Raw genomic sequence first — 26,383 nt, forward strand, 5'->3', positions numbered from 1 at the left:
TATCAGGTCAGGCGCACGCGGCGCGGCATCAGCGCCATGCCCAGCTTGGAGCGGGCACGGGCCGGGCCCCAGTGAATTTCGCCCAGCACAGGAATCTGCACCAGGTCGGCGAGGTCGCTGCGCGAACGTACGCGGCGGTCCAGCATCTCGGCCAGCATGCCGAAGCCCACGCCCAGCAAGGTGCCCATGAACAGGGCCAGCACGGTGTTGAGCACCAGGCGCGGCGAGGACGGTTCGACCGGCGGCACAGCCGGATTCAGCACGGCGATGTCGGTCTGGTCGGACTGGCCTTCCATGCGCGTCTGCGACAGGCGCAGCGAGGCCGCGTCCATGGCGCGCTGGGCCGCTTCGACGTCGCGCTGCAGCACATTGAGTTCGTCGCGCGAACGGTTGATCTCCAGGATCTTGGTCTTCTGCTCGGCCAGCGCCTCGCGCAGCGCCGATTCGCGTGCGCCCAGGATCTGGGCGTTGTTGCCCACGCTGTTGGAGGTGGAGGCCACCGCCGAGTTCAGGCTGGCGCGCAGCTGGTCCGCTTCCGCCTTGGCGCTCTGGTATTGCGGATGGTTGCGGCCCAGGCGCTGGCCGATCTCGGCCAGCTTGGTGTCGGCCATGCTCAGCTGGGCGCGCAGGTTCTGCACCAGCGGGCTGGCTGCCACGTCCGGCGAATCAAGCGCGCGGCCGCTGGCCACGCTGCGCCGCGAACTGGCTTCCATCTGCTGCGCCTGCGCCACCACCAGCTGGGCCGACAGGTCGTTCAGGCGGTTCGATTCCACGTCCAGGCGGTTGTCCAGGCTGACGATGCCGTTTTCCTGCTGGTATTTCGAGAGCCGGCTCTGGGCCGCTTCCAGCTGGTCGCGCAAGCCCTTGATCTGCTCGGTGAAGTAGCCGGTGGCCTTCTTCATCGGATCGGCCTTGAGCTGCACGCTGAGCTTCTGGTACTCATCGGCGAAGGCATTGGCCACCGCCGCCACGAAGGTCGGGTCGGAGCCCTTAAAATTGATTTCGATGACGCTGCTCTCGCGCGAGGGCACCACGTCCAGCTTCTTGAGCAGCAGGTCGGCCAGCCAGTCGCGCACCGTGCCCTTGCCGCCGGTATCCTCGCGGAACTGCTGCTGCACTGCCGGGTTGGTGGCCAGCTTGAGCTGGTCCACCACGCGCAGCGCCACGTTCTTGCTGGAGATCAGGTCGATCTGGGTGGCCACGTAGCTGGGCATGAGCTGGCCCGGCATGGTCATGCCGGTGACCGGGTCCACGCCCTTGGTGTTCAGCAGCACCGAGGAGGAACCCTTGTAGGTGGCCGGCAGGAGCAGGCTGACCAGCACCGTGATGGCCACCGTGGCGATCAGGGTGCCCAGCACGATTTTCTTGCGTGCCTGCAGTATCAGTAAAAATTGGGCGAAATTCATGGTATTTCCTTAGAACAGGCTTTCCTTGACGTACACAATGTCGTCAACCTGGATCGGATCGTCGTGCTTCACGCTCAGCACCTGCAGCTGGCCGTTGGCGTCCTTGCGCTTGATGCGCATGCCGCGCTCGGTGCCGCGCGGGGTCAGGCCGCCGCCGGCCGACAGCGCCTGCAGCACCGTCATGCCGCGCTCCAGGCGTACCGGACCGGGATGCTGCACTTCGCCGTAGATGTAGAAGCGCGGCGCGCGCTCGACGAAGATGACGTCGTTCGGCTGCAGCGGATAGTCGCGGCCGAAATCGGCCGCCTGCACCATCTGCACCACGTCGATCACTTCGCGCGTGGTCTTGCCGTCGCGGGTGCGGATCAGGGTCACGGTATCGCCGCCTTCGGGGCCGATGCCGCCGGCCTGCGCCAGCATGTCCATCAGGCTGCGCTTGCCGTCCACCGGGTAGCGGCCCGGACGGTTCACCTGGCCCAGCACGGACACCTGCTGGCTCAGGATCTGCGTGACCAGGATGTTGACCTGGGCGCGCTTCACATAGCCGCCGCTTTCCAGCGCGCTGCCGATTTTCTTTTCAGCAGCGGGCACGGTCAGGCCGCCCACGACCACCTGGCCGATCAGCGGGAAGGTGATGCTGCCGCTGTCGCTGACGCGGGTTTCCAGCGCCAGGTCGGGACTGCCGTAGACGGAAATCTTCAGGATGTCGCCCGAGCCGAGCACAATGTCGGCCGCCAGCGCGGGACGCACGGCCAGCGCCATGACCATGGACAGGGCCATGGCCAGCCACAGGATGAGTTTTTTCATGATGAGCTCACTTATTATCAGGTGGATGCGGGGACGATTATTTCAGGCCGGCCACGCCGCGCGCGGCGGCATCGTCGGCCACGGACTGCGAGGCGGCGGCTTGCGCCGGCGGCACCGGCACCGGCGCTGTAGCGGCAGGCGCGGCAGGCGCAGGCGCGGCAGCCGCGGTGGCGGCGGCCGGGCTGGCCGGTGCGCCGTCGGCCGGCTTGTTGAAGTACTCGATCTTGGCGGTCGAGCGCAGGCGCTTGATTTCTGCTTCGGCCGCTTCCTTGTTCTTCTTGTTGAACAGGAACTGCTCGATCTGGCTGGTGGCCGCTTCCAGGCTCAGCGGGCTGTCCTTGATCTCGGCGATCTGGATCAGCATGCTGCGTTCGCCTTCGCGGATGATGAACAGCTGGCCCTTGGGCATGGACGCCAGGCGCGCGCCCAGTTCCGGCGGCAAATCGGTGCTGGTGCGGGTCAGGCCGGCGCGCACGTATTTGATCTGGTGCTGGTCCAGCCAGGCAGCGGCGTCCTCCAGCGACTTGGCGCTGTCAAGCTGGGCCTTGAGCGGCTCGCTGACATCCTTGGTGGCCAGCACCAGCTGGCGCATGTCGAACTGCTTGCGGTTGGCAAAGAATTCCGGATGCTGCTGGTAGTACTGCTCCACCTCGGTCTTGGCGGGGCGGGCCTGGTTGCCGATGCGCTTTTGCATATAGGCCTGCGCCACGATCATGGCCTTGGCCCGTTCGATGGCCTGCATCACCTGCGGGTCGCGCTCCAGCTTGTCCTTGGCGGCCTCGTTTTGCAGCAGCTGGCGGTCGATCAGGCCTTCCAGCAACTGCTTGCGGGCCGTTTCCTGCTGCGCCGCCTGCACGCCGGAGCGTTGCATCTCCTCGTTGAGCTGCAACACGGTAATCTCCTCGCCATTGACGCTGGCCAGCGCCTGGCCATTTTTCTTGGCTTTCTCGCCGCACGCGGACAGGGTAAGCGCCGCCAGCAGCATCAGGGCGGCAACCGAACGACTGGATGGGGATGCATTTTTCATGATCGTTCCTTTGTGAAAACTTTTCTGTACAACATTGTCATTAGACAAACATCTTAACCAAACAATGCCAACCGTGACGCACGAATGGCAGAGCAGGCGGGACGGTGGGGGCAAACGGCGCGCTTAGTGCGCATTCTCCCGGGCAGCCACCACTTTCAGGGTGCGCACGACGATCCACAGGTCCATCCAGAGCGACCAGTTGCGCAGATAGTCGAGGTCGTAACGGATGCGGGCTTCCATCTTGTCCAGCGTTTCCGTTTCGCCCCGCAAGCCGTTGACCTGGGCCCAGCCGGTGATGCCGGGCTTGACCTTGTGGCGCAGCATGTAGCCCTTGATCAGCTTGCGGTACTGCTCGTTGTGCGCCACCGCGTGCGGACGCGGGCCGACTATGCTCATGCGCCCTTGCAGCACGTTGATGAACTGTGGCAATTCATCGAGCGAGGACTTGCGCAGGAAGGCGCCGATGCGCGTGACGCGCTGGTCGTTCTTCTTGGCCTGCACCACCTGGGCGCCATCCTCGGCCACCGTCATCGAGCGGAATTTGTAGACGATGATTTCCTCGCCGTACAAACCGTAGCGGCGCTGGCGGAAGATCACCGGGCCGGGGGAACTGATGCGCACGGCCGCGGCAATCACCGCCATCACCGGCACCAGCGCCAGCGTGATCAGCGACGCCAGCACGATGTCGCTGCTGCGCTTGACCAGGCTGTTGAAGCCGGTGAACGGGCTTTCGCAGATGGCGATCACCGGCATGCCGCCCACGTTGTCGAAGCGGGCCTGCATCAGGTCGAACACGTAGATATCGGGCAGGAAATAGACCGAGGCCGTGGTGTCCTGCAGTTCATCGAGCAAACGGCGGATGCGCGGCTGGGCCGAGATGGGCTGGCTGATGAAGATCATCTTGATCTGGTGCTGCCGCACATAGGCGGCGATGTCATCCATGGTGCCCAGCACCGGATGGCGCACATTGCGCGGCAGGCGCTCATCGGTGCGGTCGTCGAAGAAGCCGCACACCTTCATGTAGAGATTGGGGAAGCGGTCGATGGTGTTGGCGAACTTCACGCCCACGTCGTTGGCACCGATGATGAGCACGGAGCGCACTTCGCTGTCCTTGTTGGGGTCCGAGCCCAGCTTGCGCGCCGCCATGTGGCTGGCCAGCAGCACGAAGGGCGTGGCGGCGAACCACACCAGCACCACGTTCTCGTCGTAGTGGTAGGACAGGCCGCTGACCGAGCCCAGGAATACCAGGATCAGCGCCGTGACCACCCAGCCCACCACGATGTCGCGCGCATAGGCCATCATGCGGCCGCTGCGCCAAGTGCGGTAGGGATCGACGTACTGGTACACCGAAGACGAAATGAAGAAGGCCAGGATCATCAGCACCAGCGAATAGCCGGTGAACGGTTCTGCGAACAGCATGGAAAACAGGTATAGCGTGCCCATAATGATGAGCGGGTCCAGCACGCGCTGGAAGAAGGAGATCAGGGGTATATCGTTAACCGTCATGGCCATTCTCAAAACTGTATGCTGGCACTCACGGCGGCGCCGTGAGTGCGGTAGTTGGTGGAGGCGTTTCCGCTACGAACTTCATGAAACACATTGGCGGACAGCCGTACCGACTGCAGCGGCGCATAATTCACGCCCAGGGACGCGTTGCGGCTTTTGTCGTGCAGGTTGGGCGGCGCGATCCGGCCCTCTAGGGTACTAAAATCGCGCTTTTCACGACGCACCGCAGCATTCACGTTCACCTTGGCGCTCACGTCCCAGGTGGTGCTGAAGCTGGCGCCCTTGTTCAAACTATTATTCACGAAGTTGCTTTCCACCGGCGCGAACTCGCGCCACACGGAGGCATCCATGCGCAGCTTGCGCAGCATGGACCAATTCATCCTGGCGCGCCCGTTCAGGCCGCTGCTATCGCGTTCCCCGAAGTAGCTGTGCTTGCGCTCGGCCCAGCCGGCCAGCATGGTGAATTGCGAGGTGGCACTGAAGAGCCAGTAAATATTGGCCTTCAGCTCGTTCTGGGTGTAGCCGTCGTCAATCGCGGTGCCGCCCAGGATGCGGTGGTTCGGGTATTTGCCCTTGAGCTGGCTGACCTGCAAGCCGAAACGGCTGCCGCTGGGCGGCAGGTAGTCGAAGCCGATATCGGCCTGGTCCTCGGTGCGGTTGTTGAACTGCTGCTGCGGCAGGTCGTAGGTGAATTTCTGGCTGCTGGCGGCCGCGCGCACGCGGTAGCTGGGGTGGAAGCGCCAGGCCCCGTCCACGTATTCGCGCTTTTGCACGCGCAGGTTGCGCTGGTTGCTGTGGAAGTCGCTGAAGGAGGTCAGCGTTTGCGCATACAGGCCGCCGATGTGGCCTTCCAGGTGGTTGCCGATGTGCCATTCCAGGTCGGCCAGGTAATCCTTGCCGCTGTAATCGAGTTCGCTGTAATGGTCGAACTTCACGCGCGACTGCTTGAACTGCCCGGTCAGCTTCTGGCGGCTGATGGGCATGTCGACCAGCAAGCCGTACTGCGTTTGGGTAAGCGTGTCGTCGCGCGGGCCGACGAAGCCGGGCGTGTTGTCGTCCAGCCGGAACAGGTTGGCGTCGTGCGAGCGCGTGACCGCCAGATAGGGATGGACGGTGTCGCTGATGCCGGCGCCGGCCGGGGCCGATGCGGCCGCGCCTAGCGCGCCGATCAGCAGCGCCAATGGGTGGGGTTTGAATATAGGTCGCATGGGAATTTACCAGTAGTGCCAATTGCCTGTGACCACGATCCACGCGCCCAGCACCCCATTGGTGACGCCGTGCGCCACGATGGCGGTCCAGAGGTTGCCGCTGCGCATATACAGCAGGCCGTAAGCCAAGCCGGCAACCATGCCGGCCAGCCACAAGTTGTGCTCAAAACCGAACAGGACCACGGTGATGGCGAGCGCCTTCAGCGACACGGCCGCGGCGCGCACGGTGAGAAAATCGGGAGATTGAAGCCAGCGCAGCAGGAAGGAGCGCCAGAACAGCTCCTCCATGACAGGCACCACCAACGCGGCGCCGGCAATGCGCAGCGCGACCAGGCCCCAGTTGATGGCCCCGCCCGGCTGGCGCGGATCGAAGCCCGCAGCGCTGCCGATCTGCATCCAGCCGGCGTCCAGGCTGATCCACAGCACGAACACGGCCAGGCCGACCGCCGTACTGGCCAGGACCAGGGAGGCGCGCATGGGCTGCCACGCCAGCTCGGCGTAATGGCGCCAGTACAGCACCAGCGCGGCCGTTACGGCCAGGATCTTGACGGCGTACAGCCAGCGGGTATCGTCCGCGCTGTAACCCATGCGGGACAGCACATCGGCGATAAAGATGAAGAAGAGGTAGACGGCGAACGGAACAATCCGTGCCAGGGCGGGGGCTGAACCTGCGGGTTCGGCGGTAGAGATGTAGGGTTTCACAGTCGTGCGCCTCGGCCAAATTAAAAATCTGCATTGCTGCCGCAGCCCGATCGGGCCGCTAGGCAACTTTGCAGATCTTACAATTTTCCGCTCAGCAGCAGCGCACGGCTGCGCAGCGTCTGCTAGCCCTTAGTGCGGGACTCGATCGCTTCCCATTTTTCCAGTGCTTCCAGCAGTTCGCCCTCGATTTGCTCAATACGTGCGTTGACGCGCTTCGCTTCCGCCGCATTTTTCTTGTAAAAGTCCGGATCCGACAGCTGCACATTGAGTGCAGTCTGCTCATCTTCCAATGCGGCAATCAATTTCGGCAGCTCGTCCAGCTCGCGCTGCTCTTTGTAGGAAAGTTTTTTCTTGCTAGTAGCAGGCGCTGCCGTAGCAGCGGCGGCAGGCGCAGCCTCGGCCTTGGGCGCGGCCTTGGCGGCGGCAGCCTTGGCGCTGGCGGTGGTGTCGCGCACGCGCTCCCAGTCCGTGTAGCCGCCCACGAATTCGCGCCAGTGGCCCTGCCCTTCAGCAACAATCACCTGGGTCACCACGTTGTCGAGGAACATGCGGTCGTGGCTGACCAGGAACACGGTGCCCGGATAGTCTTCCAGCAGTTCCTCCAGCAGTTCCAGCGTGTCGATGTCCAGGTCGTTGGTCGGTTCATCGAGCACCAGCACATTGGCCGGCTTGGCGAACAGGCGCGCCAGCAGCAGGCGGTTGCGTTCGCCGCCCGACAGGGTCTTGACCGGCGAACGGGCGCGCTCGGGCGCGAACAGGAAGTCGCTCAGGTAGCTCATGGCGTGCTTGCGCTGGCCGTTCACTTCCACCCAGTCGCTGCCGGGCGCGATGGTTTCCAGCAAGCTGGCTTCTTCGTTCAGCTGGGTGCGCATCTGGTCGAAGTACGCCACTTGCAGCTTGGTGCCCTGCTTGACGGTGCCGCTGTCCGGCTTTTCTTCGCCCAGGATCAGTTTCAGCAAGGTGGTCTTGCCGGCGCCGTTGGCGCCGATCAGGCCGACCTTGTCGCCACGCAGGATGGTGGCGCTGAAATTGCTCACGATGGGGCGGTTATAGGACTTGGACACGTTCTCCAGCTCGGCCACGATCTTGCCCGAGCGGTCGCCGGCCGACACTTGCAGGGTCACCTGGCCCTGCTGGTCGCGGCGCACGGCGCGCTGCTCGCGCAGGCGCTCCAGGCGGCGCACGCGGCCCTCGTCGCGGGTGCGGCGCGCCTTCACGCCCTTGCGTATCCAGACCTCCTCCTGCGCCAGGAATTTGTCGAACTTGGCGTTCTCGATTTCCTCGATCTCCAGCTGTTCGGCCTTGCGCACCTGGTAGGTGGTGAAGTTGCCCGGGTAGGACTGCAGGCGGCCGCGGTCCAGCTCGATGATGCGGGTGGCCACGTTGTCCAGGAAGGAGCGGTCGTGGGTGATGAACAGCACGGAGCCCTTGAAATCCTTCAGCAAGCCTTCCAGCCACATGATGGAGGTGAAGTCCAGGTGGTTGGTCGGTTCGTCCAGCAGCAGCACGTCCGGCGCCGACACCAGCGCGCGCGCCAGCGCCACGCGCTTCTGCATGCCGCCCGACAGCGTCTTCATCAGCGCGTCCGCGCCCAGGTTCAGGCGGTCCAGCGTGGCCTCCACCTTGTTCTTCAGGTTCCACGCGTCGGCCGCGTCCAGCTTGACCTGGATGTCGTGCATGCGCTCCATCAGCGCGTCGTCGTCGCCCTGGCCGAACTGGCCGGTCAGGTCGTCGTATTCCTTCAGCAGGTCCTGCAGATCGCCCATGCCCGACGCCACCGCCTGGTACACGCTCATCTCCGGCTCGAATACCGGCTCCTGCTCCACGTAGGCAATCTTCAGGCCCTGCTGCATCACCAGCAGGCCGTCGTCCAGCTTGAAGCGGCCCGAGATGATTTTCAGCAGGGACGACTTGCCCGTGCCGTTGCGGCCGATCAGGCCGACGCGTTCGCCCGTTTCCAGCGAAAATTCAGCGTGATCAAGGAGCGCAAAGTGGCCGAACGCCAGTTGCGCGGAAGAGAGAGAGATGACTGCCATAGTGAGTAAGCCTGCGCGCGGCGTGCTGAAAAAGCCGCTGAAAAGATGAATGAAGCCAGCATTGTACCGACATCGCGGGGGCGGGACTATTTTTTGCCTTGCCATCGGCTATAATTGCGCTCGCTTGACGTCCTCCCCGTAGCACAATGGATAGTGCACATGCCTCCTAAGCGTGGGATACTGGTTCGATTCCAGTCGGGGGGACCATAGCGCCCTCAGCCCTCGCCTGTTGTCGACGGCGCCGGCTTCAAGCCTGGGCTCGCCTCGGCATGCCGGCATCAGTGTAGCCCGGCATGTCATACGCCATCCCGCTCACGGGAAACTCCATCCGCTCACTCTCCTGCCGCTCCATGTGCGGAGCTGGCCGTGCGTGCATGCGCATGCGCCGGCAAGCATTGCGCCGGCCGACGCCGAACGCGATCCGCCTCAGGCCGGCTGCAGGGCGCGCTCCAGCGCCTGCGACAGCATGGCCGCCAGCTGTGGCTCGCCACCGCCAGCCAGCGCCAGCCTGCCGCTGAAGTAGCGCAGGCCGCCGCTGGGGCGCTCGGCCACCAGGGTGGCATCGCCGTCGCGCGGAATGCGCAGGCTGACCGTCAGCAAGCTGTCGTCCGCACCGCGCGGGCGCACGTCCAGTGTAATGCCGGCATGGGTGTCGAACAGCTTGCGGGTGCCGTCGCACAGCAGGCTGCCGCCGAAGGCACGCGCGACCACCGCACGGCAGCTGCGCATTGCCGCGTCGGCACGGCGCGCCAGCGCTTCCCGCGCGGCGCCGGCCTCGGCCATGCAGGCCATGCGGTCCATTTCGGCGAGCATCAGCTCGTCCTCCATCCGCTCCAGCATGAGCAGGATCTCGTCTTTATTTATGTTACCCATGGGAAATATATATTTCCAAATGACAATGACGAGTGCAGTATATCATCATGGGCAGCGCGCTCTGCGGAAAATTTGCTGCTCAGTGGGCTTTACGGCACGCGTAGGCCATCACGCCCAGGCCGGCCACCAACAGGGCCAGCGTGCCCGGCTCGGGCACCGGCCGCACGGCGTAGACTTCCATGGCGGTGTAGGTGAACTGGCCGGTGCCGGCCAGGCTGCCGCCGAACGGTTCGGCGCCCGGCTCAAAGCTGTAGTAGGAGGTCAGGTAGGAACTGCCGCCGGTGGTCAGGTCGTCGGTCACCAGCAGGTCGGCGCCGCTGCCGAACGAGGGACCGCACTGTTCGCAGTTGTAGGTCTGGTGCGAGCCGTAGTCGGGCACGCCCTGGTCCGGCGGCGTGGGCACCTGGCGGTACATATGGCCGGCGGTGGCGTTGAAGATGAAGGCGGTGCGCTCCGACTCGGGCAGGGTCACGTGGTCGCCGTCGGTGGAGCTCCAGCTTTGCGGATTGTAGCCGCCGATCAGCCAGCTGTTGCCGGCGCTGTCGCGCGCCATCAGCAGGGTAAAGGTGGCGCCCTTGCCGTCGGCCGCTGCGTGGAAGTCCTTGGCGGTGTCGCCGTCCTTGCGCACGAACAGCTGGTCCAGCTGCGAGTTGGGCTTGCCTAGCCAGCCGAGCAGCTGGGTCTTCAATTCGGACGTCATGATGGGTGTGGCCAGCGCCGGCCCCGCCCCCAGACACCAGAGCAGGCCCGCCATTGCGGCGGTTCTCACAGCGTTCAACATTCCAGCCTCCATCGATCATTGCAAAAGGTTTAACATTATCACAACGGTGCGCGCCTGTCGCCACGATTGGCTTATCATGCCCGGCCCATCCATACGGAGAACCGACGCATGCGTTTTACTGCCGTCGCGCTGCTGCTCAGCGCCGCCCTGCCCGCCTCTGCCCAGCTTGTTGCCGGAGTCGGCGGAGAGATCGACACCATGGAAGCGACCCCGCTGCCGCTTCCGCCCAAAGGCGGCGTACTGGATGAAATTCAGCGCAATGCTGACGCCAGCCTGCGCCGCTTCGACCGCTTCTACACGCTCAACGCGGGCGATCCCGCCAACGTGACCCTGGTGCCGGACCCGGCCAACGGCCGCCGCAATGTGTTCCACATGGTGCTGCGAAATAGCGACCCCGACAGCGCAGGCGCCAAACGCACCGAGGTGTCGCCCACCTACGAGTATATGCGCCAAGGCGTGCGCTGGTACGCTGCCAGCGTGTATTTTCCTTCGGACTGGGTAACGGAATCCGACCCCGGCCGGCCGGTTGTGGTATTTCAGCTCAACAGCGCCAAGGGCGTGTTCGCCGGACCGCCGCCGCTGGCGGTGGAAGCGAGCGACGGCCTGCTGCGCCTGCACACCACGGCCAACCACCGCACCCCCAAGGACGCCACGGCGCCCACCCGCGCCAATGCCGCCATGAAGACCGTGGTGCTGGACAAGCTGCGACTCGGCCAGTGGTACTGCTTCGTGGTGCGCGCGGACTGGCAGCACCGGCTGGGCAACGGCTCGCTGCAGCTCTGGATGAACGGCGAGCCGGCGTATGCCACCGCCAATCTGAGCAGCCACTACGCCACCGAGCTGGGCAACTTCCCCAAGACCGGCATCTACCAGCCGGGCACCATGCACCTGGCGTCGCGCCACCTGTACGCGGACTTCATCCACGTCGGCGCGCCGGACAGCACGATGGAGGAGCTGTACGCGCGCACGCCGTGCGGCGGCTGAGAAGGCGCGATGAATTCGCGCTCAACTCGCGTTCAGGTGCCGCTTCATCTGCGACAGCAGATCAATCAGCTGTCCCTTCTCGTCGGCCGGCATGGGCTGCAGCAGCTCCGCCACCCAGCCTTCGTGCACCTGCGCCATGCCGGCAAAGGCGCTGCGCCCTTCCGGCGTGAGCTTGACGCTGTAGGCGCGGCCGTCTTTCGGATCCGGCACGCGCACCACTAGCCCCTCCTGCTCCAGCTGGTCGGTGATGCCGGTGATGTTGCCGCCAGTGACCATCATGCGCTTGGACAGTTCCCCCATGCGCAGCCCGTCCGGGTGGCGCTCCAGCTGCGCCATCAGGTCGAAGCGCGGCAGGGTGATGCCGAAGGTGGCGCGCAGGCGGCTGCGGATTTCGTTTTCTATCTTCACCGTGCAAGAGAGCATGCGCAGCCACAGCTTGAGCGACTGGTGATGATCCTGCGTCAGGCGGCTGGCCAGGTCCAGGTCCTGGTGTTCCGATGGTGGCATAACACTCCTTGTTCTCAGTTTGCGCGCAGCTTGAAGCGCTGCAGCTTGCCCGTTTCCGTGCGCGGCAGCGCTGCCAGGAAGCGGACCGCGCGCGGATATTTGTACGGTGCGATCTGGCCCTTCACGAATTCCTGCAGCTCGGCGGCCAGCTGCGGCGACGGCGCGTGGCCCGGCTTGAGCACCACGTGCGCCTCCACGATCTGGCCGCGCTCCTCGTCCGGTTTGCCGACCACGCCGCATTCTGCCACCGCGGGGTGGCGCAGCAGCGCATCCTCCACCTCGGCACCGGCGATGTTGTAGCCCGCCGAGATGATCATGTCGTCGGTGCGGGAACGGTAGTAGAAATAGCCGTCCGCGTCCATTTCGTAGGCGTCGCCCGTGAGGTTCCAGCCGTTGTACACGTACACGCGCTGGCGGTCGTCGGCCAAGTAGCGGCAGCCGGTCGGTCCCTTCACCGCCAGCCGCCCGACCACGCCGGGGCCGGCCGGCTTTCCGTCGTGGTCCAGCACGCAGGCCTGGTAGCCGGGCACCGGCTTGCCGGTGGCGCCGGGGCGGATGTCGTCGCCGGCCGCCGAGATGAAGATGTGCAGCATCTCGGTGGCGCCGATGCCGTCTATCATGCGCAGGCCGGTGGCCTGCTGCCAGGCTTCGCGCGTGGCCAGCGGCAGCGCCTCGCCGGCCGATACCGTCTTCTTCAGGCTGGCCAGGTCATAGCCGGCGGCCAGCGGCGCCATCTGGCGGTAGAAGGTGGGCGCGGTGAAGCACACGGTGGCGCGGTAGTCCTGGATCGCCCGCAGCAGCGTGTCGGGCGTGAGTTTTTCCAGCAGCACGGTGGCGGCGCCCACGCGCAGCGGGAACAGCAGCAGGCCGCCCAGGCCGAAGGTAAAGGCCAGGGGCGGCGTGCCGATGAAGATGTCGCTGCGTTCGGAGCGCAGCACCGAGCGCGGGAAGCTGTCGCAAATGGCCAGCAGGTCGCGGTGGAAGTGCATGGTGCCTTTGGGGACGCCGGTGGTGCCGGAGGTGAAGCTGATCAGGCAGACGTCGTCGGCGGCCGTGTCGCAGGGCGCGAAGCTGGCCGGCTGCCGCGCCATCAGCGCTTCCAGCGACGCAGGCGATGGGGGCGATGTAGGCGATGGGGGCGATGAAGGCGATGACGCAGAGGCATCGGCGGCGTTGAACCAGGCGACGCTGGCGGGCACGCCGTCGGCCGCTTCCAGCTCGGCGCGCAGGCTGTCCTCGCACAGTACGGCGTTCACTTCGGCCTTGGCCATGATGGCGCCCAGCTCGCGCGCGCGCAGCAGCGGCATGGTCGGCACTGCCACCAGCCCAGCCTTCAGCACGGCCAGCACGGCCGCCGCCATCATGGGCGTATTGGCGCCACGCAGCAGCACCCGGTTGCCCGTCTTCAGGCCCATCGGGCCGCGCAGCACGTGCGCGATGCGGTCCACCTGCTCCAGTAGGTGGGCATAGGTCCAGCAACCGCTGTCCGCCTTGCCCGCCGCCCCGGCGGCGTAGCGGATGGCGGTGCGGCCGCCCTCCCCGGCCGCGACGGCGCGGTCCAGCAGTTCGGCCACGCAGTTCAGGCGCGCCGGGTACTGCAGTTCGGGCAGGTCGAAGCGCAGCTCGGGCCACAGCTCGGGTGCAGGCAGATGGTTGCGTGCGAAAGGGTCCTCGTGCGCGCTGGCGGTCAGCCCCGGTAAGGCTGCGGCATGTGGTCTGTTCATGGTCGCCCTGGATGGTGGTCGGTTCAAGTCAGCCTGCTGGCTTTACTTTAAATCTAAACTATCCTGGGTACAAGGAGAATTCAGTTGCCACCGATGGACTTGCGCACCAGTGCGGACTGGTGGATGACGGCGCGGATCACGTCCGACAGCACCGCCTGCACCGCGTCGCTGGACAGGAAGCCGGGGGCAAAACTCTTCAGCGCGGCAGCCGCGCCGTTCAGGCCGAGCGTGACGCAGCCCGCATGCAGGCGGTCAATGCGCGCCTGGGCTTCCTGCTGCTCGCCGCGCGCAAACAGCGCATCGAGTTCGCCGCTGGCCACCGTGAGTTGGTTCTGGAAGCCGGTCAGGTAGACCAGCAGGCGGTCCGCATTGATGCCGAGGCGCAGCTGGGTGGCCGCCGGCGCTTCGGCCAGGTGCTCGTAGCCGCTGGCGGCCTGGTCGAGGAAAGCAGTGAGATGGATGCGCACCTGGTCGGCCTGGAAGGGCTTGACGATGTAGCCCGCCGCGCCGGCCTTGGTGGCCTGCTGCACGGTTTCCTTGTCGGTGGCCGAGGATACCAAGACGAAAGGCATGGCGGTGAGCGCGTGGTCGCCCTTGACGCGCTGCAGCAATTCCATGCCGGACAGGCGTGGCATGCGCAGGTCGCAAAAGACAATCGCGGGCCGCAGCCCGTTTTCCAGCTGCTGCCAGGCGTCCGCCCCGTCTTCGGCTTCCACGATGTCGAATTTCCCGCAGCTGTCGATCAGGTGCATCAGCACCATGCGCGACACCACGTCATCATCCACTACCAAAACTTTCATGTAACTCTCCAGTGCCCCGCCGCGTCTGTCCAGACACCGGCTTTCAGTCAGTTGTGGCCGTTCCGTGGCACTAACGTGAATATACCCGATAAGGCCGCAGCTGTCAGTCTGGCTGCACCAGGCCGGGGATGCCAGCCAGCCCCGCCAGGCCGGCCAGCAGCGCGCGCAGGCGCGGCATGTGCGCGCCCACTTCGTCCCACGCGGCGCGGTCGGCGCAGCGTTCCAGTTCGCCGCACAGGTCGCGCAGTTCCGGTTCGTCCAGATAGGCTGCGCTGCCCTTCATGCCGTGGAACAGGCGCGCCGCGCAGTCGGCGTCGCCGGCCGCGCCGGCTTCGTCCAGCTCCGCGAGGCGCGCCGGCAAGTCGGCCAGGAAGGCCGCGCGCAGGCGCGCTTTCAGGGGATCGTCGTCCTGCCCGCGCGGCGCGCCCTGCATGGCAGCGACAACCGGCGCCACCGGCGCCGCCGGCACGCCGAACATGGCGTCCAGCTCATCGACGCTGGGCGCGCGCGGCGCCATGCGCGGCAGCGCCACGCCGCGCTGCAGCTGGCGCTCGATGGCGCGGCTCAACTGGTAGTGCAGCGCCGCCTCGTCGATCGGCTTGGTGAGGAAGTCGTCCATGCCGGCCGCCAGGTAGCGGCTGCGGTCTTCCTCGCTGGCGTTGGCGGTGAGCGCAATGATCATCAATTCCTGGTCGCGCACCGGCGCGCCGTCCGGACCGCCCTCTCGGATCAGGCGCGTGGCGGTGGGGCCGTCCATCTCCGGCATGCGCCCGTCCATCAGGATCAGGTCGTAGCGCGTGCGCGCACAGGCGGCCACCGCCAGCAGGCCGTTGGCGGCGATGTCCACCTTGTGGCCCAGCTCCTCCAGCATCATGCGGATGATGATCTGGTTGGTGGGGAAGTCCTCCGCGCACAGCACCCGCAGCTGGTGGCTGTGCGGCTCGCGCGGCACGTGCGCCACCACCGGCGGCGCCACGCCGTCGGCCAGCGGCAGCTCGAAGGTAAACACGCTGCCCACGCCCGGCGTGCTGGCCACGCGGATCTCGCCGCCCATCAGCTCCACCAGCTGGCGGCAGATCGCCAGCCCCAGGCCGGTGCCGCCGTAGCGGCGCGTGGTGGTGGTGTCGGCCTGCTCGAACTTCTGGAACAGGCGCGGCATGGCGTCGGCCGGAATGCCGATGCCGGTGTCCTCCACCGTGAAGCGGATCAGGTTCGCCCCGGCGGCGGGGACGCCGCCGCCCGGCGCGGCCGGCACCGGCAGCCGCTCAACGCGCAGCCGCACTTCGCCGCGCTGGGTGAACTTGAAGGCGTTGCCCACCAGGTTCACCAGCACCTGGCGCAGACGCGTCGGGTCGCCCAGCACGTACAGCGGCAGGTCGTCGTCCAGCTCCACCTCGAAGCCCACGCTGTAGGCGGCAGCCTGCTCGTCGAACAGCGCGGCCACGTTCTGCACCATGCCGCCCAGCGCGAAATCAATGTTCTCGATGGTGAGCTTGCCCGCCTCGATCTTGGAGAAGTCCAGCAAGTCGTTGATGATGCCCAGCAGCGCCTGCGCGTTCACCTGGGCCCGTTCGATCTGTTCGCGCGTGGCATCCTGCAGGGTGGCGTCGCGCAGCGCGAAGCCCTGCATGCCGATCACGCCGGCCAGCGGGGTACGCATCTCGTGGCTCATATTGGCCAGGAACTCGGACTTCTGGCGGGTGGCGTCTTCCGCCTTCTGCTTGGCGTAGCGCAGGCGTTCCTCGTTGTCCTGCAAGGCGCGGTTGGCCAGCGCCAGCTCCTCGGTATGCAGGCGCACCTTGGCCTGCTGCTGCATCAATTCGCCCTGCGTCTCGCGCAATTCCTGCAGCGTCTCTTCCAGGCGCTGGTAAGCCAGCGCGTTATCGAGCGACACGGCGGCGTGCGCGGCCAGGGTCTGCAGCATGTCCAGGTGCACCTGGCGGTAGGCGTTCTTTTCCTTGCTCTGCACCGACAGCACGCCCACCACGCGGTCGTTGACGATCAGCGGCGTGTACAGCATGGACTGCGCGTATTCCGGCTCGGTGCCATCGGCCAGCGGCACCGGCTTGAGCTTTTCCAGGCCGGCCGGGCCCATGTAGCGGCTGTATTCGGCGAAGAAGTCGTTGATGAAGATGTCGTGGCGGTGGTACAAGCACCACACTGCCAGCTGGTCCATGTCGTTCACGTCGCGGCTGTAGGGCAGGCTGCGCACCCCGCGCTCCATCGAGAACGGGAACTCCAGCACGCCCTCGTCCTCGCGGTAAAAGCCCACCCCGAACATATGCGTGTCCATCAGGTGGCGCACGTGGCGGTACAGGGTGCGCATGGCTTTCTCGATGTCCAGCGTGGCGCTCATCTCGCGCCCGATCTCGCTCAGCACCGAGATGTTGCGGTGCGCCTGCTCCACCGCCTCCTTCTGCAATTCCACTTCCTGCTTCTGGCGCTCGGCGTCCATGCGGCGCTGCTCGGCCTCGGCGCGCTGGCCCTCGGCCTCCACGCGGCGCCGCTCCAGTTCCGTCTTCTGCTGCTGCAGCAGCTGGTTCTTCAGCTCCACCTCGGCCGTGCGCAAGCCCACCTGCTGCTCCAGGCGCGTCTTCTGCCCGCGCAGCTGGCGCATGCGCACCCGGTACACGCCGTAGGCGCTGCCCAGCAGCAGCAGGGCCACGCCGCCGCGGAACCACCACGTTTTCCAGGGCGGCGGCAGGATGGTGATCTCCAGCGTGGCCGCGTTGTCGTTCCAGATGCCGTCCTTGTTGGCGGCCTTCACGCGGAACACGTAGCGGCCCGGATCGAGGTTGGTGTAGGTGGCGAAGCGCTTGGCCGCGTCGGTCACCACCCAGTCGTGGTCGAAGCCCAGCAGCTGGTAGGCGTAGCGGTTGCGCTGCGGGGCCGCGTAATGCAGCGCGGCGAATTCCAGCGAGAACACCGAATCCTCCTCGCGCAGGGTGAGCGCGGCGGTGTGCTCGATGGCGCTTTTCAGCACGCTGGCCTCGCCGTCCTGCCCCGCCTTGACCGACTTGTTGAAGATCTGGAAGTCGGTGATGGCCACGGTGGGCGCCACGCTGTTCTCGCGGATCTCGGACGGCGCAAAGGCGGTCACGCCATTGAAGCCGCCGAAGTACATGGTGCCGTCCGGCGCGCGCAGCGCGGCGCCGTCGAAGTAGGCGCCTTCGATGGTGCCGTCGGCGCCGGCGTAGTTGCGCATCTGGCCGGTCTGCACCGTCAGGCGCGTGATGCCGGTATTGGTGCTCAGCCACAGGTTGCCCTGCTCGTCGTCCAGGATGGCGGCCACCGCGTCGTCGGCCATGCCGTCCTTGCGCTGGTAGCGCTTGAAGCGCACGGTGCCGTCGGCCGCCATTTCCATGCGGTTCAAGCCGCCCGCCGTGCCGACCCAGATCACGCCCTGCTTGTCCTCGTACAGATAGTGCACCTCGTCGTGGCTGAGCGAAGTGGGGTCTTTCGGGTTGTGGTGGAAGTGGCGGAAGCGGCCGCTCTGCCGGTCCAGCAGGTCCAGGCCGTTGAAGGTGCCGACCCACAGCGCGCCGCGCCTGTCCTCCAGGATGGGGCGCACCACGTTGTCGGCCAGGCTGTTGCTGTCGGCCGGGTCGTGGCGGTAAGTGTGGCTGGCGCCGGTTTTCGGATCGTAGTGGTGCAGGCCGCCGCGCGTGGCCACCCACAGCGCGCCGCTGCGGTCGCCGACGATGTTGCGCACGTTGTCGCCGTCCGGATCGCTGGGCCAGGCGCGCACCCGCTGGTAGCGGCGGGTGGCGGTGTCGAAGCGGCGCAGGCCGTTGCGCCCGCCCACCCACAGCGCGCTGCCGTTCCTGTCCTTCCACAGCGAGATCACCTGCGGGTCGCGCACGTCGGCGAAATCGGGCGCCGGGTCGCGGAACACCTGGCCTTCCGCGCCGATCGGATCGTACAGGGTCAGGCCGTCGTTGTTGCCCAGCCAGAGCTTGCCGCCGCCGGCGTCGACGATGGCGCGCACCTTGTTGTCGCTCAGCGAACGGGGACGCTCGGCGTCGTGCACCAGGCGCGCGAAGCCGCCGCTGCCCAGGTCCACCCGGCTCACGCCGTTGTACCAGGTGCCCACCCACATGGTGCCCAGGCGGTCCCTGAACAGTGCCGACACGTAGTTGTCGGCCAGGCTGTGCGGGTCCGTCACCTGGTGGCGGTACTGCACGAAGCGGCCCTCGGCGGGACGCCAGCGGAACAGGCCCTCGGTCTGGCTGCCGGCCCACAGCGTGCCTTCCACGTCCTGGTAGATCACGGTCACCACGCCCGGCTTCAGCCCTTCCTTCTCGCCCAGGCGGCGGCGCTGCGGCGCCGCGGCGCCTGCCGCCAGCTTCCACTGCTCGATGCCGGCCATGGTGCCTATCCAGAGCGTCTGGTCCTTGTCCGCGAACAGCGAGAGCACGGCCTCGAAGCGGGTGTCCGGCGCCGCCTCCACCTTGAAGTGGCGGAAGGACTGCGCGCCTGGCTCCAGCAGGTCCAGCCCGGCCGCCGTGCCCACCCACAGGCGCCCGCCGGCGTCGCGCGCCAGCGCGTTCACCTGGTCGCTGCCCAGGCTGCCCGGCAAGTCCGCGTCGTGGTGCCAGTAGGTGTAGCGCCCGGAGGCCGGGTCGAAGTGCTGCAGGCCGTCCGAGGTGCCGATCCACAGGCCGCCCTTGCCGTCGTCGACAATGGCGCGCACGTGGCGGTTGCCGTTGCCGCGCTTGGCCGGCTCGTTGGGCGGGAAATGGGTGAAGCCCTGGGTCAGCGGCTCGTAGCGGTCCAGGCCCCCGTCCGTGCCTATCCACATGCGGCCGCTGCGGTCCACGTGCAGCACGCGCACCCAGTTGTCGGCCAGGCTGCGCGGGTCGGACACCGCGTTGCGGTAAGTGATGATGCGGGCGCCGTCGTAGCGGCTCAAGCCGGCCTGGCTGCCGAACCACATGAAGCCCTGCTGGTCCTGCGCCACCGCCAGCACCGATTCCTGGGCCAGGCCGTCCTCCACGTCCAGCTGCTCGAAGCGCAGGGTGCGCGGCGGCGCGGCCGCGCCGGCCGGCGCGCACGGCAGCAGGCCGCCTGCCAGGATGGCGGCAGGGAGCAGCGCGCGGAGAAGGAGACGGCGGACAGGCAGCACAGACCAGACCTAGCTATTGAAGAAGGCCAGCACATCGGCCTTGCGCGCATGCGTGTCGCGCTGGCCTAGCCGGATTAACTCGCAAGTATACGTCGATTCGAACAACAGGTAGGAAGCAAGCGAGGAACCGCGCGTTTCGGTGGCGCCTATGCCCGACAGCATGGTGCGGATCGGCGCCGGCAGGCTGCCGATGTGGCGGCTGGCGATGTCGTCCAGCCGCTCCGACGGCGCGATCACCAGCAGCTGCACCGGTTTCAGCGGCGTCTGCGCCAGGTACTCCTGCGGCAGCAGCGACAGCGTCTTGTTGATGCGCTCCAGGCGCTCGATGTCCACCGCCAGGCTGTCGAGGAAGATGGAGGACAGCGCATGGCCGGCAATCTGCGCCAGGCTGGGATAGCGCGCCGCCTCCTTCCTTTGCGCGGCCGGCTCGTGCAGGCGCCCGGCCCCGATCACCAGCACCTTGTCGGCGCCCAGGTGGATGGCCGGCGAGATCGGCGCCAGCTGGCGCATGGAGCCGTCGCCGCAGTATTCGTGCTGGCCACCCAGGTACAGCGGCGTGGCCGGGAAGATGAAGGGAATCGCCGACGACGCCAGCAGGTGCTCCACGCCGATCTGGTCCTGCATGGCCACGCGCTGGGTGCGCACCCAGGGCGCGATCTCGGCGGCGGTCTGGAAAAACGTCACGTGCTGGCCGCCGGTGTAGGACGAGGCGGTGACGGCCAGCGCGTGCAGCAGGCCTTCCTGCAGCACCATGTCCAGGCGCGGCAGGTCCAGCATGCGGTGCAGCAGGCTGACCAGGGGCGTATTGTCGAGCAGGGAACGTGGCGGCGCCGCGTGCCACTTGCGCAGCAGCCAGCCGAAGGACAGCAGCGAGAGCCAGCGCGCGCCGGAACGGATCACGCCCAGCGAATCGGCGCGGTACACCTGCTCGACCGAGAAATTGAGCCAGACGTCGAGCAGCTTCTGCACGCCCTCGCTGAAATTGTCGGCGCGGCAGGCCAGCGCGGTGGCGTTGATGGCCCCGGCCGAGGTGCCGCAAATGATATTGAACGGATTGCGCGAGGGCGGCCAGCCTTCTTCCCACAGGATCTCGTTAATCGCTTGCAGCACGCCCACCTGGTAGGCGGCGCGGGCGCCGCCCCCCGAAAGGATCAGGCCTGTTTTCTTTTTAATTCCCATTTGTCAAGATTAGCAGGGTCAGTCGCCGCGCACAACGCCTTCGCGGCGCGGATCGGCGCCGCCGAACCACACTTCCCTGCCGTTGCGGGTGACGCGCATGATGCCCTGCAGGCCTGAGTTCTGCTCGTACTGGCGCACCTCGTGGCCGCGTGCCCTGAGCGCCTCCACCACGTCCGGCGCCACGCGCGCGCCCTCCAGCTCGGTGGGCCCGTTGCGGCTGCCGAAGTTGGGCAGGCTGATGGCCTGCTGCACGTCCAGCTTCCAGTCCAGCGTGCCCACCAGCACCTTGGCCACGTAGTTGATGATGGCCGAGCCGCCCGGCGAACCGGTCGACAGCACCAGCTTGCCGCTGGCCTTGTCGAACACCAGCGTGGGCGACATGGCGCTGCGCGGCCGCTTGCCGGCCTGGACGCGGTTGGCCACCGGCCCGTTCTCGTCCACCGAGTCGAAGGAAAAGTCGGTCAGCTGGTTGTTCAGGATGAAGCCGTCCACCATCTGGCGCGAGCCGAATGCGTCCTCCACCGAGGTGGTCATGGAAATCACGTTGCCGTAGGCGTCCGCCACCGACAGGTGCGAGGTGGCCGGGCTTTCGATGGCGTTGTCCGCGCCCCAGGCCACGTTCACGGTGTCCGGCACGCCGAAGGCGGCGCGGCCCATGGAGCGCTCGCCGATCAGCGCGGCGCGCTGCCGCAGGTAATGCTTGTCCAGCAGCGCCGCCACGCCCTTGCCGGGCAGCGGCACGAAGTCGGTGTCGGCCACGTAGCGCGCGCGGTCGGCGTAGGCCAGGCGGCCCGCTTCGGTAAACAGATGGATGGCCTCCACGCCCAGCCGGCCGTTCACGGGCGCGTAGCGCTCGATGCCCTTGGTCTCCAGCACGCCCAGCATCTGGGCGATGGCGATGCCGCCCGACGACGGCGGCGGCATGCCGCACACGGTCCACGCCTTGTAGTCCGCGCACACCGGGTCGCGCAGCTTGGGGCGATAATTTGCGATGTCGGCCGCCGTCAGCAGGCCGGGGTTGGTCGGGTGCGAAGCCACCTTGGCGGCCACGTCGGCCGCGATGCGGCCCTGGTAGAAGGCGTCCGCCCCGCCCTTGGCGATGTCGCGCAGGGTACGCGCCAGGTCGGGGTTCTTCAACACGTGGCCCACCGGCCAGGGGCGCTTGTCCTTGTCGTAGAAATAGGCGGCAGCCACCGGGTCGCGGACAATGTATTTGTCCCAGCTGAGCAGGCCGTTCAGGCGCGGGCTGACGGCAAAGCCGTTCTCAGCCAGCTTGATGGCGGGGCCGAACAGCGTGGCCCACGGCAGCTTGCCGTGCTCCTTGTGCGCCATTTCCAGCATGCGCAGCACGCCGGGCGCGCCGGTGGAGCGCCCGCCCACCACGCCCGCTTCGCGCGAGAGCGGCTTGCCGTTCGCGTCCTGGAACAGCTTTTCGGTGGCGGCCGAGGGCGCGGTTTCGCGGCCGTCGTATGCCTGCACGCGCTTGCCGTCGAAATGCATCAGGAAGGCGCCGCCGCCGATGCCGGACGATTGCGGCTCCACCAGGGTCAGCACCAGCTGGGTGGCGATGGCGGCGTCGATCGCGCTGCCGCCCTGCTTGAGCATCTCGTAGCCGGCGCTGGTGGCGTGCGGATTGGCAGCCGCCACCATGAATTTCTCGGCAATGACGCCGGTTTTCTCGGCATAACCGGTGGCGATTTCGGGGGCGCGGTCCTGCGCGTGGGCGGAAGACGCCAGTACGGCGGCGAACTGCGCGGCCAGGGCCAGCGCGTGCAACTTGATCATGTAGGCTCCAAAAATGAATCGGGCGCGCAACCAAGGCTGCGCGCCCGATGACTTTCGCATCCTACCGCAAGATTACTTCGGTTGCATCCGGATTGCCCCGTCCAGGCGGATGGTTTCGCCGTTCAGCATGACGTTCTCGATGATGGACCTGGCCAGCATGGCGTATTCGGACGGCTTGCCCAGGCGCGGCGGGAACGGCACCATCTTGCCCAGCGCGTCCTGCACCTCGGCCGGCATGCCCAGCAGCATGGGCGTTTCGAAGATGCCGGGCGCAATGGTCATGACGCGGATGCCGCTGCGCGACAGGTCGCGCGCCATCGGCAGGGTCAGGCCGACCACGGCGGCTTTCGAGGCGCCGTACGCGGCCTGGCCGATCTGGCCGTCGTAGGCGGCAACCGACGCGGTATTGATGATGACGCCGCGCTCGCCGTGCTCGGCGGCCTCGGTCTTGCCCATGGCGTCGGCAGCCAGGCGGCACATATTGAAGGTGCCCACCAGGTTGATGTTCACGGTGCGCTGGAACACTTCCAGCGGGTGCGGGCCGTCCTTGCCCACGGTTTTCACGGCCGGCGCCACGCCGGCGCAGTTGACCAGGCCGCGCAGGGTGCCCAGCGCGGTGGCCGCGTCCACCACGGCCTTGCCGTCCGCTTCCGAGGTCACGTCGCACTTGACGAATACGCCCTTCAGTTCAGCCGCCAGCGCCTGGCCGGCTTCCGCCTGCACGTCCGCCAGCACCACCCTGCCGCCCGCTTCCACGATCATGCGCGCGGTCGAGGCGCCCAGGCCCGACGCGCCGCCGGTGATGATGAATACGTTGTCCTTGATTTGCATGTCTTCCCCTGTTCTGAATTCGGCTGGATCAATCTTGGCTTGCGCTTACCTTACGCTTACGTAAACGTAATGTCCGATTGTAGCTCAACACTGCACCCATTGGCCATCGGTTCGGCAAGGGCGGCCGGCGGGGTCGAGCAGTACCGGGCCGGTGCCCTGGTAGCGGGTGCCGCTGGCGTCGCGGCAGCCGGCGGCGTCGCAGGTGCCCAGCGGGCGGATGGCGGGGGCCGGGACCGGTGCCGGTGCCGGGGCGGGCATGTAGGCGGTGGCGGGCGGACGGGAAAGCTGGGGCAGCGGCTGCTGGGACTGCTGGGACGGCGGCATGGTCAGCACGGTTTGCGGCACCGAACGGCGCTGGGTGAAGTTGCGCGATGGCGCGGGGCGGCACGGCTCCACCAGCAGCTTCTTGCCATCGGGGGCGAGGGAGCAGACCGGCAGCTTGCGGAACGCTTCGGCGGCCGCTTCGCCGCCCGAGGCGTCCGGCACCACGCGCGGCAGCGAGGGCTGCTGCGGCTGGGCGTGGGCGGCGGGGAATATGAGCTGGCAAAGGAGCAGCCCGGTGAAAGGCAGAGTTTTCATGGCATCCTCCCGCGGCGCGGTGATGCGGATATGATACCGCCGCCAGGCCGGGGCTGTCGCACGCGGCCCGGCGGCGGGGCCACGCCGGCCACGCGCGCATGTGGACGATGCGGGCCGTGCGGGGCGCGTAGGGCGGGTTAGCGGGGCACGGCCCCGCGTAACCCGCCATGCGTCGCGACGGCTCCGGCGGGTTACGCGGGGCTAACCCGCCCTACGGGTTTACTTCGGCGCCGGCGCGGGAGCCGGTGACGTGACGACCGGCGCGGCGGGCGCCATCAGCGCGTGCGCCGGCGCTTGCGGCGTGACGGCCAGCCAGCCGGCGGCCGGCAGCAGCGGCACCAGCAGCAGCGCCACGATGTTAATGATCTTGATCAGCGGGTTCACCGCCGGACCGGCCGTGTCCTTGTACGGGTCGCCCACGGTGTCGCCGGTGACGGCGGCCTTGTGCGCATCCGACCCCTTGCCGCCGAAATTGCCGTCCTCGATGTATTTCTTGGCGTTGTCCCAGGCGCCGCCGCCGGTGGTCATGGAAATGGCCACGAACAGGCCCGTGACGATGGTCCCCATCAGCAGCCCGCCCAGCGCCGCCGGTCCCAGCAGCATGCCCACCAGGATGGGCACCAGCACCGGCAGCAGCGACGGCAAGATCATTTCCTTGATGGCCGACGCGGTCAGCATGTCGACCGCCTTGTCGTACTCCGGCTTGCCGCTGCCGTCCATGATGCCCTTGATGTCGCGGAACTGGCGCCGCACTTCCACCACCACCGCGCCGGCCGCGCGGCCCACCGCTTCCATGGCCATGGCGCCGAACAGGTAGGGGATCAGGCCGCCGATCACCAGGCCCACGATCACCATGGGGTTGGACAGGTCGAAGGTGACGCTCTTGCCCACCGATTCCAGCGCGTGCGTGTAGTCGGCGAACAGCACCAGCGCGGCCAGGCCGGCCGAACCGATGGCGTAGCCCTTGGTGACGGCCTTGGTGGTGTTGCCCACCGCGTCCAGCGGATCGGTGATGGCGCGCACCGATTCGGGCATGCCGGACATTTCGGCGATGCCGCCGGCGTTATCGGTAATCGGTCCGTAGGCGTCCAGCGCCACGATGATGCCGGCCATCGACAGCATGGCGGTGGCCGCGATGGCGATGCCGTACAGGCCGGACAGCTGGTAAGACACCAGGATGGCCGCGCACACCGCCAGTACCGGATACGCGGTCGACTTCATCGACACGCCCAGGCCGGCAATGATGTTGGTGCCGTGGCCCGTGGTGGACGCTTCGGCGATATGGCGCACCGGATGGAAGTCGGTGCCGGTGTAATACTCGGTGATGTAGACCATCAGCCCGGTCAGCACGATGCCGACCACGGTCGAGCCCATCATGCGGTAGCGCATGGTGTCGTCCGGCCAGACCTGCCAGGTGACGGCGGCAAAGCCCACCAGCGACAGCCCGGCGGCCCACCACAGCCCGGTGTACAGCGCCGACATGATCTTCTTGCCCGGCTTGGCCTTGACCATGGAGCAGCCGACGATGGACGCCAGGATGGACACCGCGCCCAGCAGCAGCGGGTAGACGATGGCCTGGGTCGGCGCGTTGGCGATCATCAGCGCGCCCAGCAGCATGGTGGCGATCAGGGTCACCACATAGGTTTCAAACAGGTCGGCCGCCATGCCGGCGCAGTCGCCCACGTTGTCGCCCACGTTGTCGGCGATGACGGCCGGGTTGCGCGGGTCGTCCTCGGGGATGCCGGCTTCCACCTTGCCCACCAGGTCGGCGCCCACGTCCGCGCCCTTGGTGAAGATGCCGCCGCCCAGGCGGGCGAAGATGGAGATCAGCGAGGCGCCGAAGGCCAGGCCGATCAGCGGCTTGATCACGTCGTGCGGGGTGAGCTGGGGATTGGGGTAGCCGTTGGAGGCCAGGCTGGTCAGCATGGCGTAGAACAGCACCACGCCCAGCAGGCCCAGGCCCACCACCAGCATGCCGGTGATGGCGCCGCCCTTGAAGGCCACGTCAAGCGCCTCGTTCATGCCCTTGGTGGCCGCCTGCGCGGTGCGCACATTGGCGCGCACCGAGACGTTCATGCCGATGAAGCCGCAGGCGCCGGAGAGCACGGCGCCGATCAGGAAGCCCAGCGCGGTTTTAATGTCGAGCAAGGCGCCGATGGCGATCAGCAGCACCACGCCCACCAGCGCGATGGTCTTGTATTGCCGGCCAAGATAAGCGGCAGCGCCCTCCTGGATCGCAGTTGCGATTTCCTGCATGCGGGGATTGCCGGCGTCCTGCTTCAAGATCCAGCTTCGCGCCCATAAACCGTACACTACGGCGATCACGCCGCACGCCACTGCGAACCAAAGGCTTGCTGTCATATTGTCCCCTTCGTTTGTTATCAAGCTCGACCACTACGAATTCGAAAGCCGGTCTTTTGGACCCGCTGCCAACCGCGTACTGCACTGCGCTGATGCGCCCGCCGCGGGACGGCGGGCTGAAAACAGAAGTTGAGGTCGAGTCTACAACAAACGTGGAAAATT

Annotated in this window: 19 protein-coding genes and 1 tRNA gene; 2 read left to right on the forward strand and 18 right to left on the reverse strand. The window is 66.9% G+C overall.

Translation table 11 applies throughout. The features are described 5' to 3' along the window. Positions 1 to 2 precede the first annotated feature (2 nt). The 7 genes from epsF to ASC94_RS25575 form a co-directional block, all read right to left on the reverse strand. Positions 3 to 1,406 carry a chain length determinant protein EpsF gene (epsF, locus tag ASC94_RS25545; RefSeq protein ID WP_056402770.1) on the reverse strand — a complete coding sequence of 468 codons (1,404 nt, stop codon included), beginning with the start codon at positions 1,404 to 1,406 and terminating at the stop codon, positions 3 to 5. Positions 1,407 to 1,415: 9 nt separating this feature from the next. Continuing rightward, the gene (gene epsE, locus ASC94_RS25550; RefSeq protein ID WP_056402774.1) at positions 1,416 to 2,213 is read right to left on the reverse strand and encodes a polysaccharide export protein EpsE; all 798 of its coding nucleotides are present in this window, start codon (positions 2,211 to 2,213) and stop codon (positions 1,416 to 1,418) included. A gap of 37 nt (positions 2,214 to 2,250) precedes the next feature. Then, positions 2,251 to 3,240, reverse strand: a complete 990-nt coding sequence (locus tag ASC94_RS25555; protein ID WP_056402777.1) for an EpsD family peptidyl-prolyl cis-trans isomerase — start codon at positions 3,238 to 3,240, stop codon at positions 2,251 to 2,253. Between the two features lie 123 nt (positions 3,241 to 3,363). After that, positions 3,364 to 4,746: an undecaprenyl-phosphate glucose phosphotransferase gene (locus ASC94_RS25560; RefSeq protein WP_056403478.1), complete on the reverse strand. Its 1,383-nt coding sequence runs from the start codon at positions 4,744 to 4,746 to the stop codon at positions 3,364 to 3,366. 8 nt (positions 4,747 to 4,754) lie between these two features. Further along, complete coding sequence (epsL, locus tag ASC94_RS25565) at positions 4,755 to 5,954, reverse strand: XrtB/PEP-CTERM-associated polysaccharide biosynthesis outer membrane protein EpsL (protein WP_157201592.1); 1,200 nt, start codon at positions 5,952 to 5,954, stop codon at positions 4,755 to 4,757. Positions 5,955 to 5,960: 6 nt separating this feature from the next. Then, on the reverse strand, positions 5,961 to 6,656 hold the full coding sequence (locus tag ASC94_RS25570) for a CAAX prenyl protease-related protein (RefSeq protein ID WP_229417409.1): 696 nt from the start codon (positions 6,654 to 6,656) through the stop codon (positions 5,961 to 5,963). 122 nt (positions 6,657 to 6,778) lie between these two features. Next, entirely contained in the window at positions 6,779 to 8,692 is a 1,914-nt protein-coding gene (locus ASC94_RS25575; protein ID WP_056402781.1) for an ATP-binding cassette domain-containing protein, read from the reverse strand. A 132-nt stretch (positions 8,693 to 8,824) separates the two neighbouring features. On the opposite strand from ASC94_RS25575, the gene ASC94_RS25580 reads away from it, so the two are divergent. Beyond that, positions 8,825 to 8,899: transfer RNA gene (locus ASC94_RS25580), tRNA-Arg, on the forward strand. 219 nt (positions 8,900 to 9,118) lie between these two features. Here the strand turns inward: ASC94_RS25580 and ASC94_RS25585 are convergent. Next, positions 9,119 to 9,565 carry a hypothetical protein gene (locus ASC94_RS25585; RefSeq protein WP_056402784.1) on the reverse strand — a complete coding sequence of 149 codons (447 nt, stop codon included), beginning with the start codon at positions 9,563 to 9,565 and terminating at the stop codon, positions 9,119 to 9,121. 79 nt (positions 9,566 to 9,644) lie between these two features. Next, positions 9,645 to 10,358, reverse strand: a complete 714-nt coding sequence (locus tag ASC94_RS25590) for a PEP_CTERM-anchored TLD domain-containing protein (protein WP_082616863.1) — start codon at positions 10,356 to 10,358, stop codon at positions 9,645 to 9,647. Between the two features lie 96 nt (positions 10,359 to 10,454). On the opposite strand from ASC94_RS25590, the gene ASC94_RS25595 reads away from it, so the two are divergent. Further along, positions 10,455 to 11,330, forward strand: a complete 876-nt coding sequence (locus ASC94_RS25595) for a heparin lyase I family protein (protein WP_056402791.1) — start codon at positions 10,455 to 10,457, stop codon at positions 11,328 to 11,330. A gap of 21 nt (positions 11,331 to 11,351) precedes the next feature. Here ASC94_RS25595 and ASC94_RS25600 read toward each other — a convergent pair whose 3' ends face one another. The 9 genes from ASC94_RS25600 to ASC94_RS25640 all read right to left on the reverse strand — a co-directional run bounded on the left by ASC94_RS25600 (position 11,352) and on the right by ASC94_RS25640 (position 26,221). After that, entirely contained in the window at positions 11,352 to 11,837 is a 486-nt protein-coding gene (locus tag ASC94_RS25600; RefSeq protein WP_056402793.1) for a MarR family winged helix-turn-helix transcriptional regulator, read from the reverse strand. A gap of 14 nt (positions 11,838 to 11,851) precedes the next feature. Then, positions 11,852 to 13,561 carry an AMP-binding protein gene (locus ASC94_RS25605; RefSeq protein ID WP_056402800.1) on the reverse strand — a complete coding sequence of 570 codons (1,710 nt, stop codon included), beginning with the start codon at positions 13,559 to 13,561 and terminating at the stop codon, positions 11,852 to 11,854. Positions 13,562 to 13,641: 80 nt separating this feature from the next. Further along, positions 13,642 to 14,361 carry a response regulator gene (locus ASC94_RS25610; RefSeq protein WP_056402803.1) on the reverse strand — a complete coding sequence of 240 codons (720 nt, stop codon included), beginning with the start codon at positions 14,359 to 14,361 and terminating at the stop codon, positions 13,642 to 13,644. Between the two features lie 103 nt (positions 14,362 to 14,464). Next, positions 14,465 to 19,486, reverse strand: a complete 5,022-nt coding sequence (locus ASC94_RS25615) for a two-component regulator propeller domain-containing protein (protein WP_229417410.1) — start codon at positions 19,484 to 19,486, stop codon at positions 14,465 to 14,467. A 9-nt stretch (positions 19,487 to 19,495) separates the two neighbouring features. Further along, entirely contained in the window at positions 19,496 to 20,665 is a 1,170-nt protein-coding gene (locus ASC94_RS25620) for a patatin-like phospholipase family protein (protein ID WP_056402806.1), read from the reverse strand. 18 nt (positions 20,666 to 20,683) lie between these two features. Further along, positions 20,684 to 22,450 carry a gamma-glutamyltransferase gene (gene ggt, locus ASC94_RS25625; protein WP_056402809.1) on the reverse strand — a complete coding sequence of 589 codons (1,767 nt, stop codon included), beginning with the start codon at positions 22,448 to 22,450 and terminating at the stop codon, positions 20,684 to 20,686. Between the two features lie 72 nt (positions 22,451 to 22,522). Then, positions 22,523 to 23,281, reverse strand: a complete 759-nt coding sequence (locus tag ASC94_RS25630; RefSeq protein ID WP_056402812.1) for a 3-hydroxyacyl-CoA dehydrogenase — start codon at positions 23,279 to 23,281, stop codon at positions 22,523 to 22,525. Positions 23,282 to 23,365: 84 nt separating this feature from the next. After that, positions 23,366 to 23,860, reverse strand: coding sequence for a hypothetical protein (locus ASC94_RS25635; protein WP_056402820.1), 495 nt, complete (start codon positions 23,858 to 23,860; stop codon positions 23,366 to 23,368). A gap of 219 nt (positions 23,861 to 24,079) precedes the next feature. After that, entirely contained in the window at positions 24,080 to 26,221 is a 2,142-nt protein-coding gene (locus ASC94_RS25640) for a sodium-translocating pyrophosphatase (protein ID WP_056402823.1), read from the reverse strand. Between the last annotated feature and the right edge of the window lie 162 nt (positions 26,222 to 26,383).

The sequence above is a fragment of the Massilia sp. Root418 genome (assembly GCF_001425265.1).
Taxonomy (GTDB): Bacteria; Pseudomonadota; Gammaproteobacteria; order Burkholderiales; family Burkholderiaceae_D; genus Rugamonas.

Coding starts and splice junctions, on each gene's coding strand:
- ASC94_RS25630 (WP_056402812.1), bottom strand. CDS start 23,281: ATGCAAATCAAGGACAACGTATTCATCATCACCGGCGGCGCGTCGGGC.
- ASC94_RS25595 (WP_056402791.1), top strand. CDS start 10,455: ATGCGTTTTACTGCCGTCGCGCTGCTGCTCAGCGCCGCCCTGCCCGCC.
- ASC94_RS25635 (WP_056402820.1), bottom strand. CDS start 23,860: ATGAAAACTCTGCCTTTCACCGGGCTGCTCCTTTGCCAGCTCATATTC.
- ASC94_RS25640 (WP_056402823.1), bottom strand. CDS start 26,221: ATGACAGCAAGCCTTTGGTTCGCAGTGGCGTGCGGCGTGATCGCCGTA.
- ASC94_RS25600 (WP_056402793.1), bottom strand. CDS start 11,837: ATGCCACCATCGGAACACCAGGACCTGGACCTGGCCAGCCGCCTGACG.
- ASC94_RS25590 (WP_082616863.1), bottom strand. CDS start 10,358: ATGGAGGCTGGAATGTTGAACGCTGTGAGAACCGCCGCAATGGCGGGC.
- ASC94_RS25560 (WP_056403478.1), bottom strand. CDS start 4,746: ATGACGGTTAACGATATACCCCTGATCTCCTTCTTCCAGCGCGTGCTG.
- epsE (WP_056402774.1), bottom strand. CDS start 2,213: ATGAAAAAACTCATCCTGTGGCTGGCCATGGCCCTGTCCATGGTCATG.
- ASC94_RS25610 (WP_056402803.1), bottom strand. CDS start 14,361: ATGAAAGTTTTGGTAGTGGATGATGACGTGGTGTCGCGCATGGTGCTG.
- ASC94_RS25585 (WP_056402784.1), bottom strand. CDS start 9,565: ATGGGTAACATAAATAAAGACGAGATCCTGCTCATGCTGGAGCGGATG.
- epsL (WP_157201592.1), bottom strand. CDS start 5,954: ATGCGACCTATATTCAAACCCCACCCATTGGCGCTGCTGATCGGCGCG.
- ggt (WP_056402809.1), bottom strand. CDS start 22,450: ATGATCAAGTTGCACGCGCTGGCCCTGGCCGCGCAGTTCGCCGCCGTA.
- epsF (WP_056402770.1), bottom strand. CDS start 1,406: ATGAATTTCGCCCAATTTTTACTGATACTGCAGGCACGCAAGAAAATC.
- ASC94_RS25555 (WP_056402777.1), bottom strand. CDS start 3,240: ATGAAAAATGCATCCCCATCCAGTCGTTCGGTTGCCGCCCTGATGCTG.
- ASC94_RS25575 (WP_056402781.1), bottom strand. CDS start 8,692: ATGGCAGTCATCTCTCTCTCTTCCGCGCAACTGGCGTTCGGCCACTTT.
- ASC94_RS25620 (WP_056402806.1), bottom strand. CDS start 20,665: ATGGGAATTAAAAAGAAAACAGGCCTGATCCTTTCGGGGGGCGGCGCC.
- ASC94_RS25605 (WP_056402800.1), bottom strand. CDS start 13,561: ATGAACAGACCACATGCCGCAGCCTTACCGGGGCTGACCGCCAGCGCG.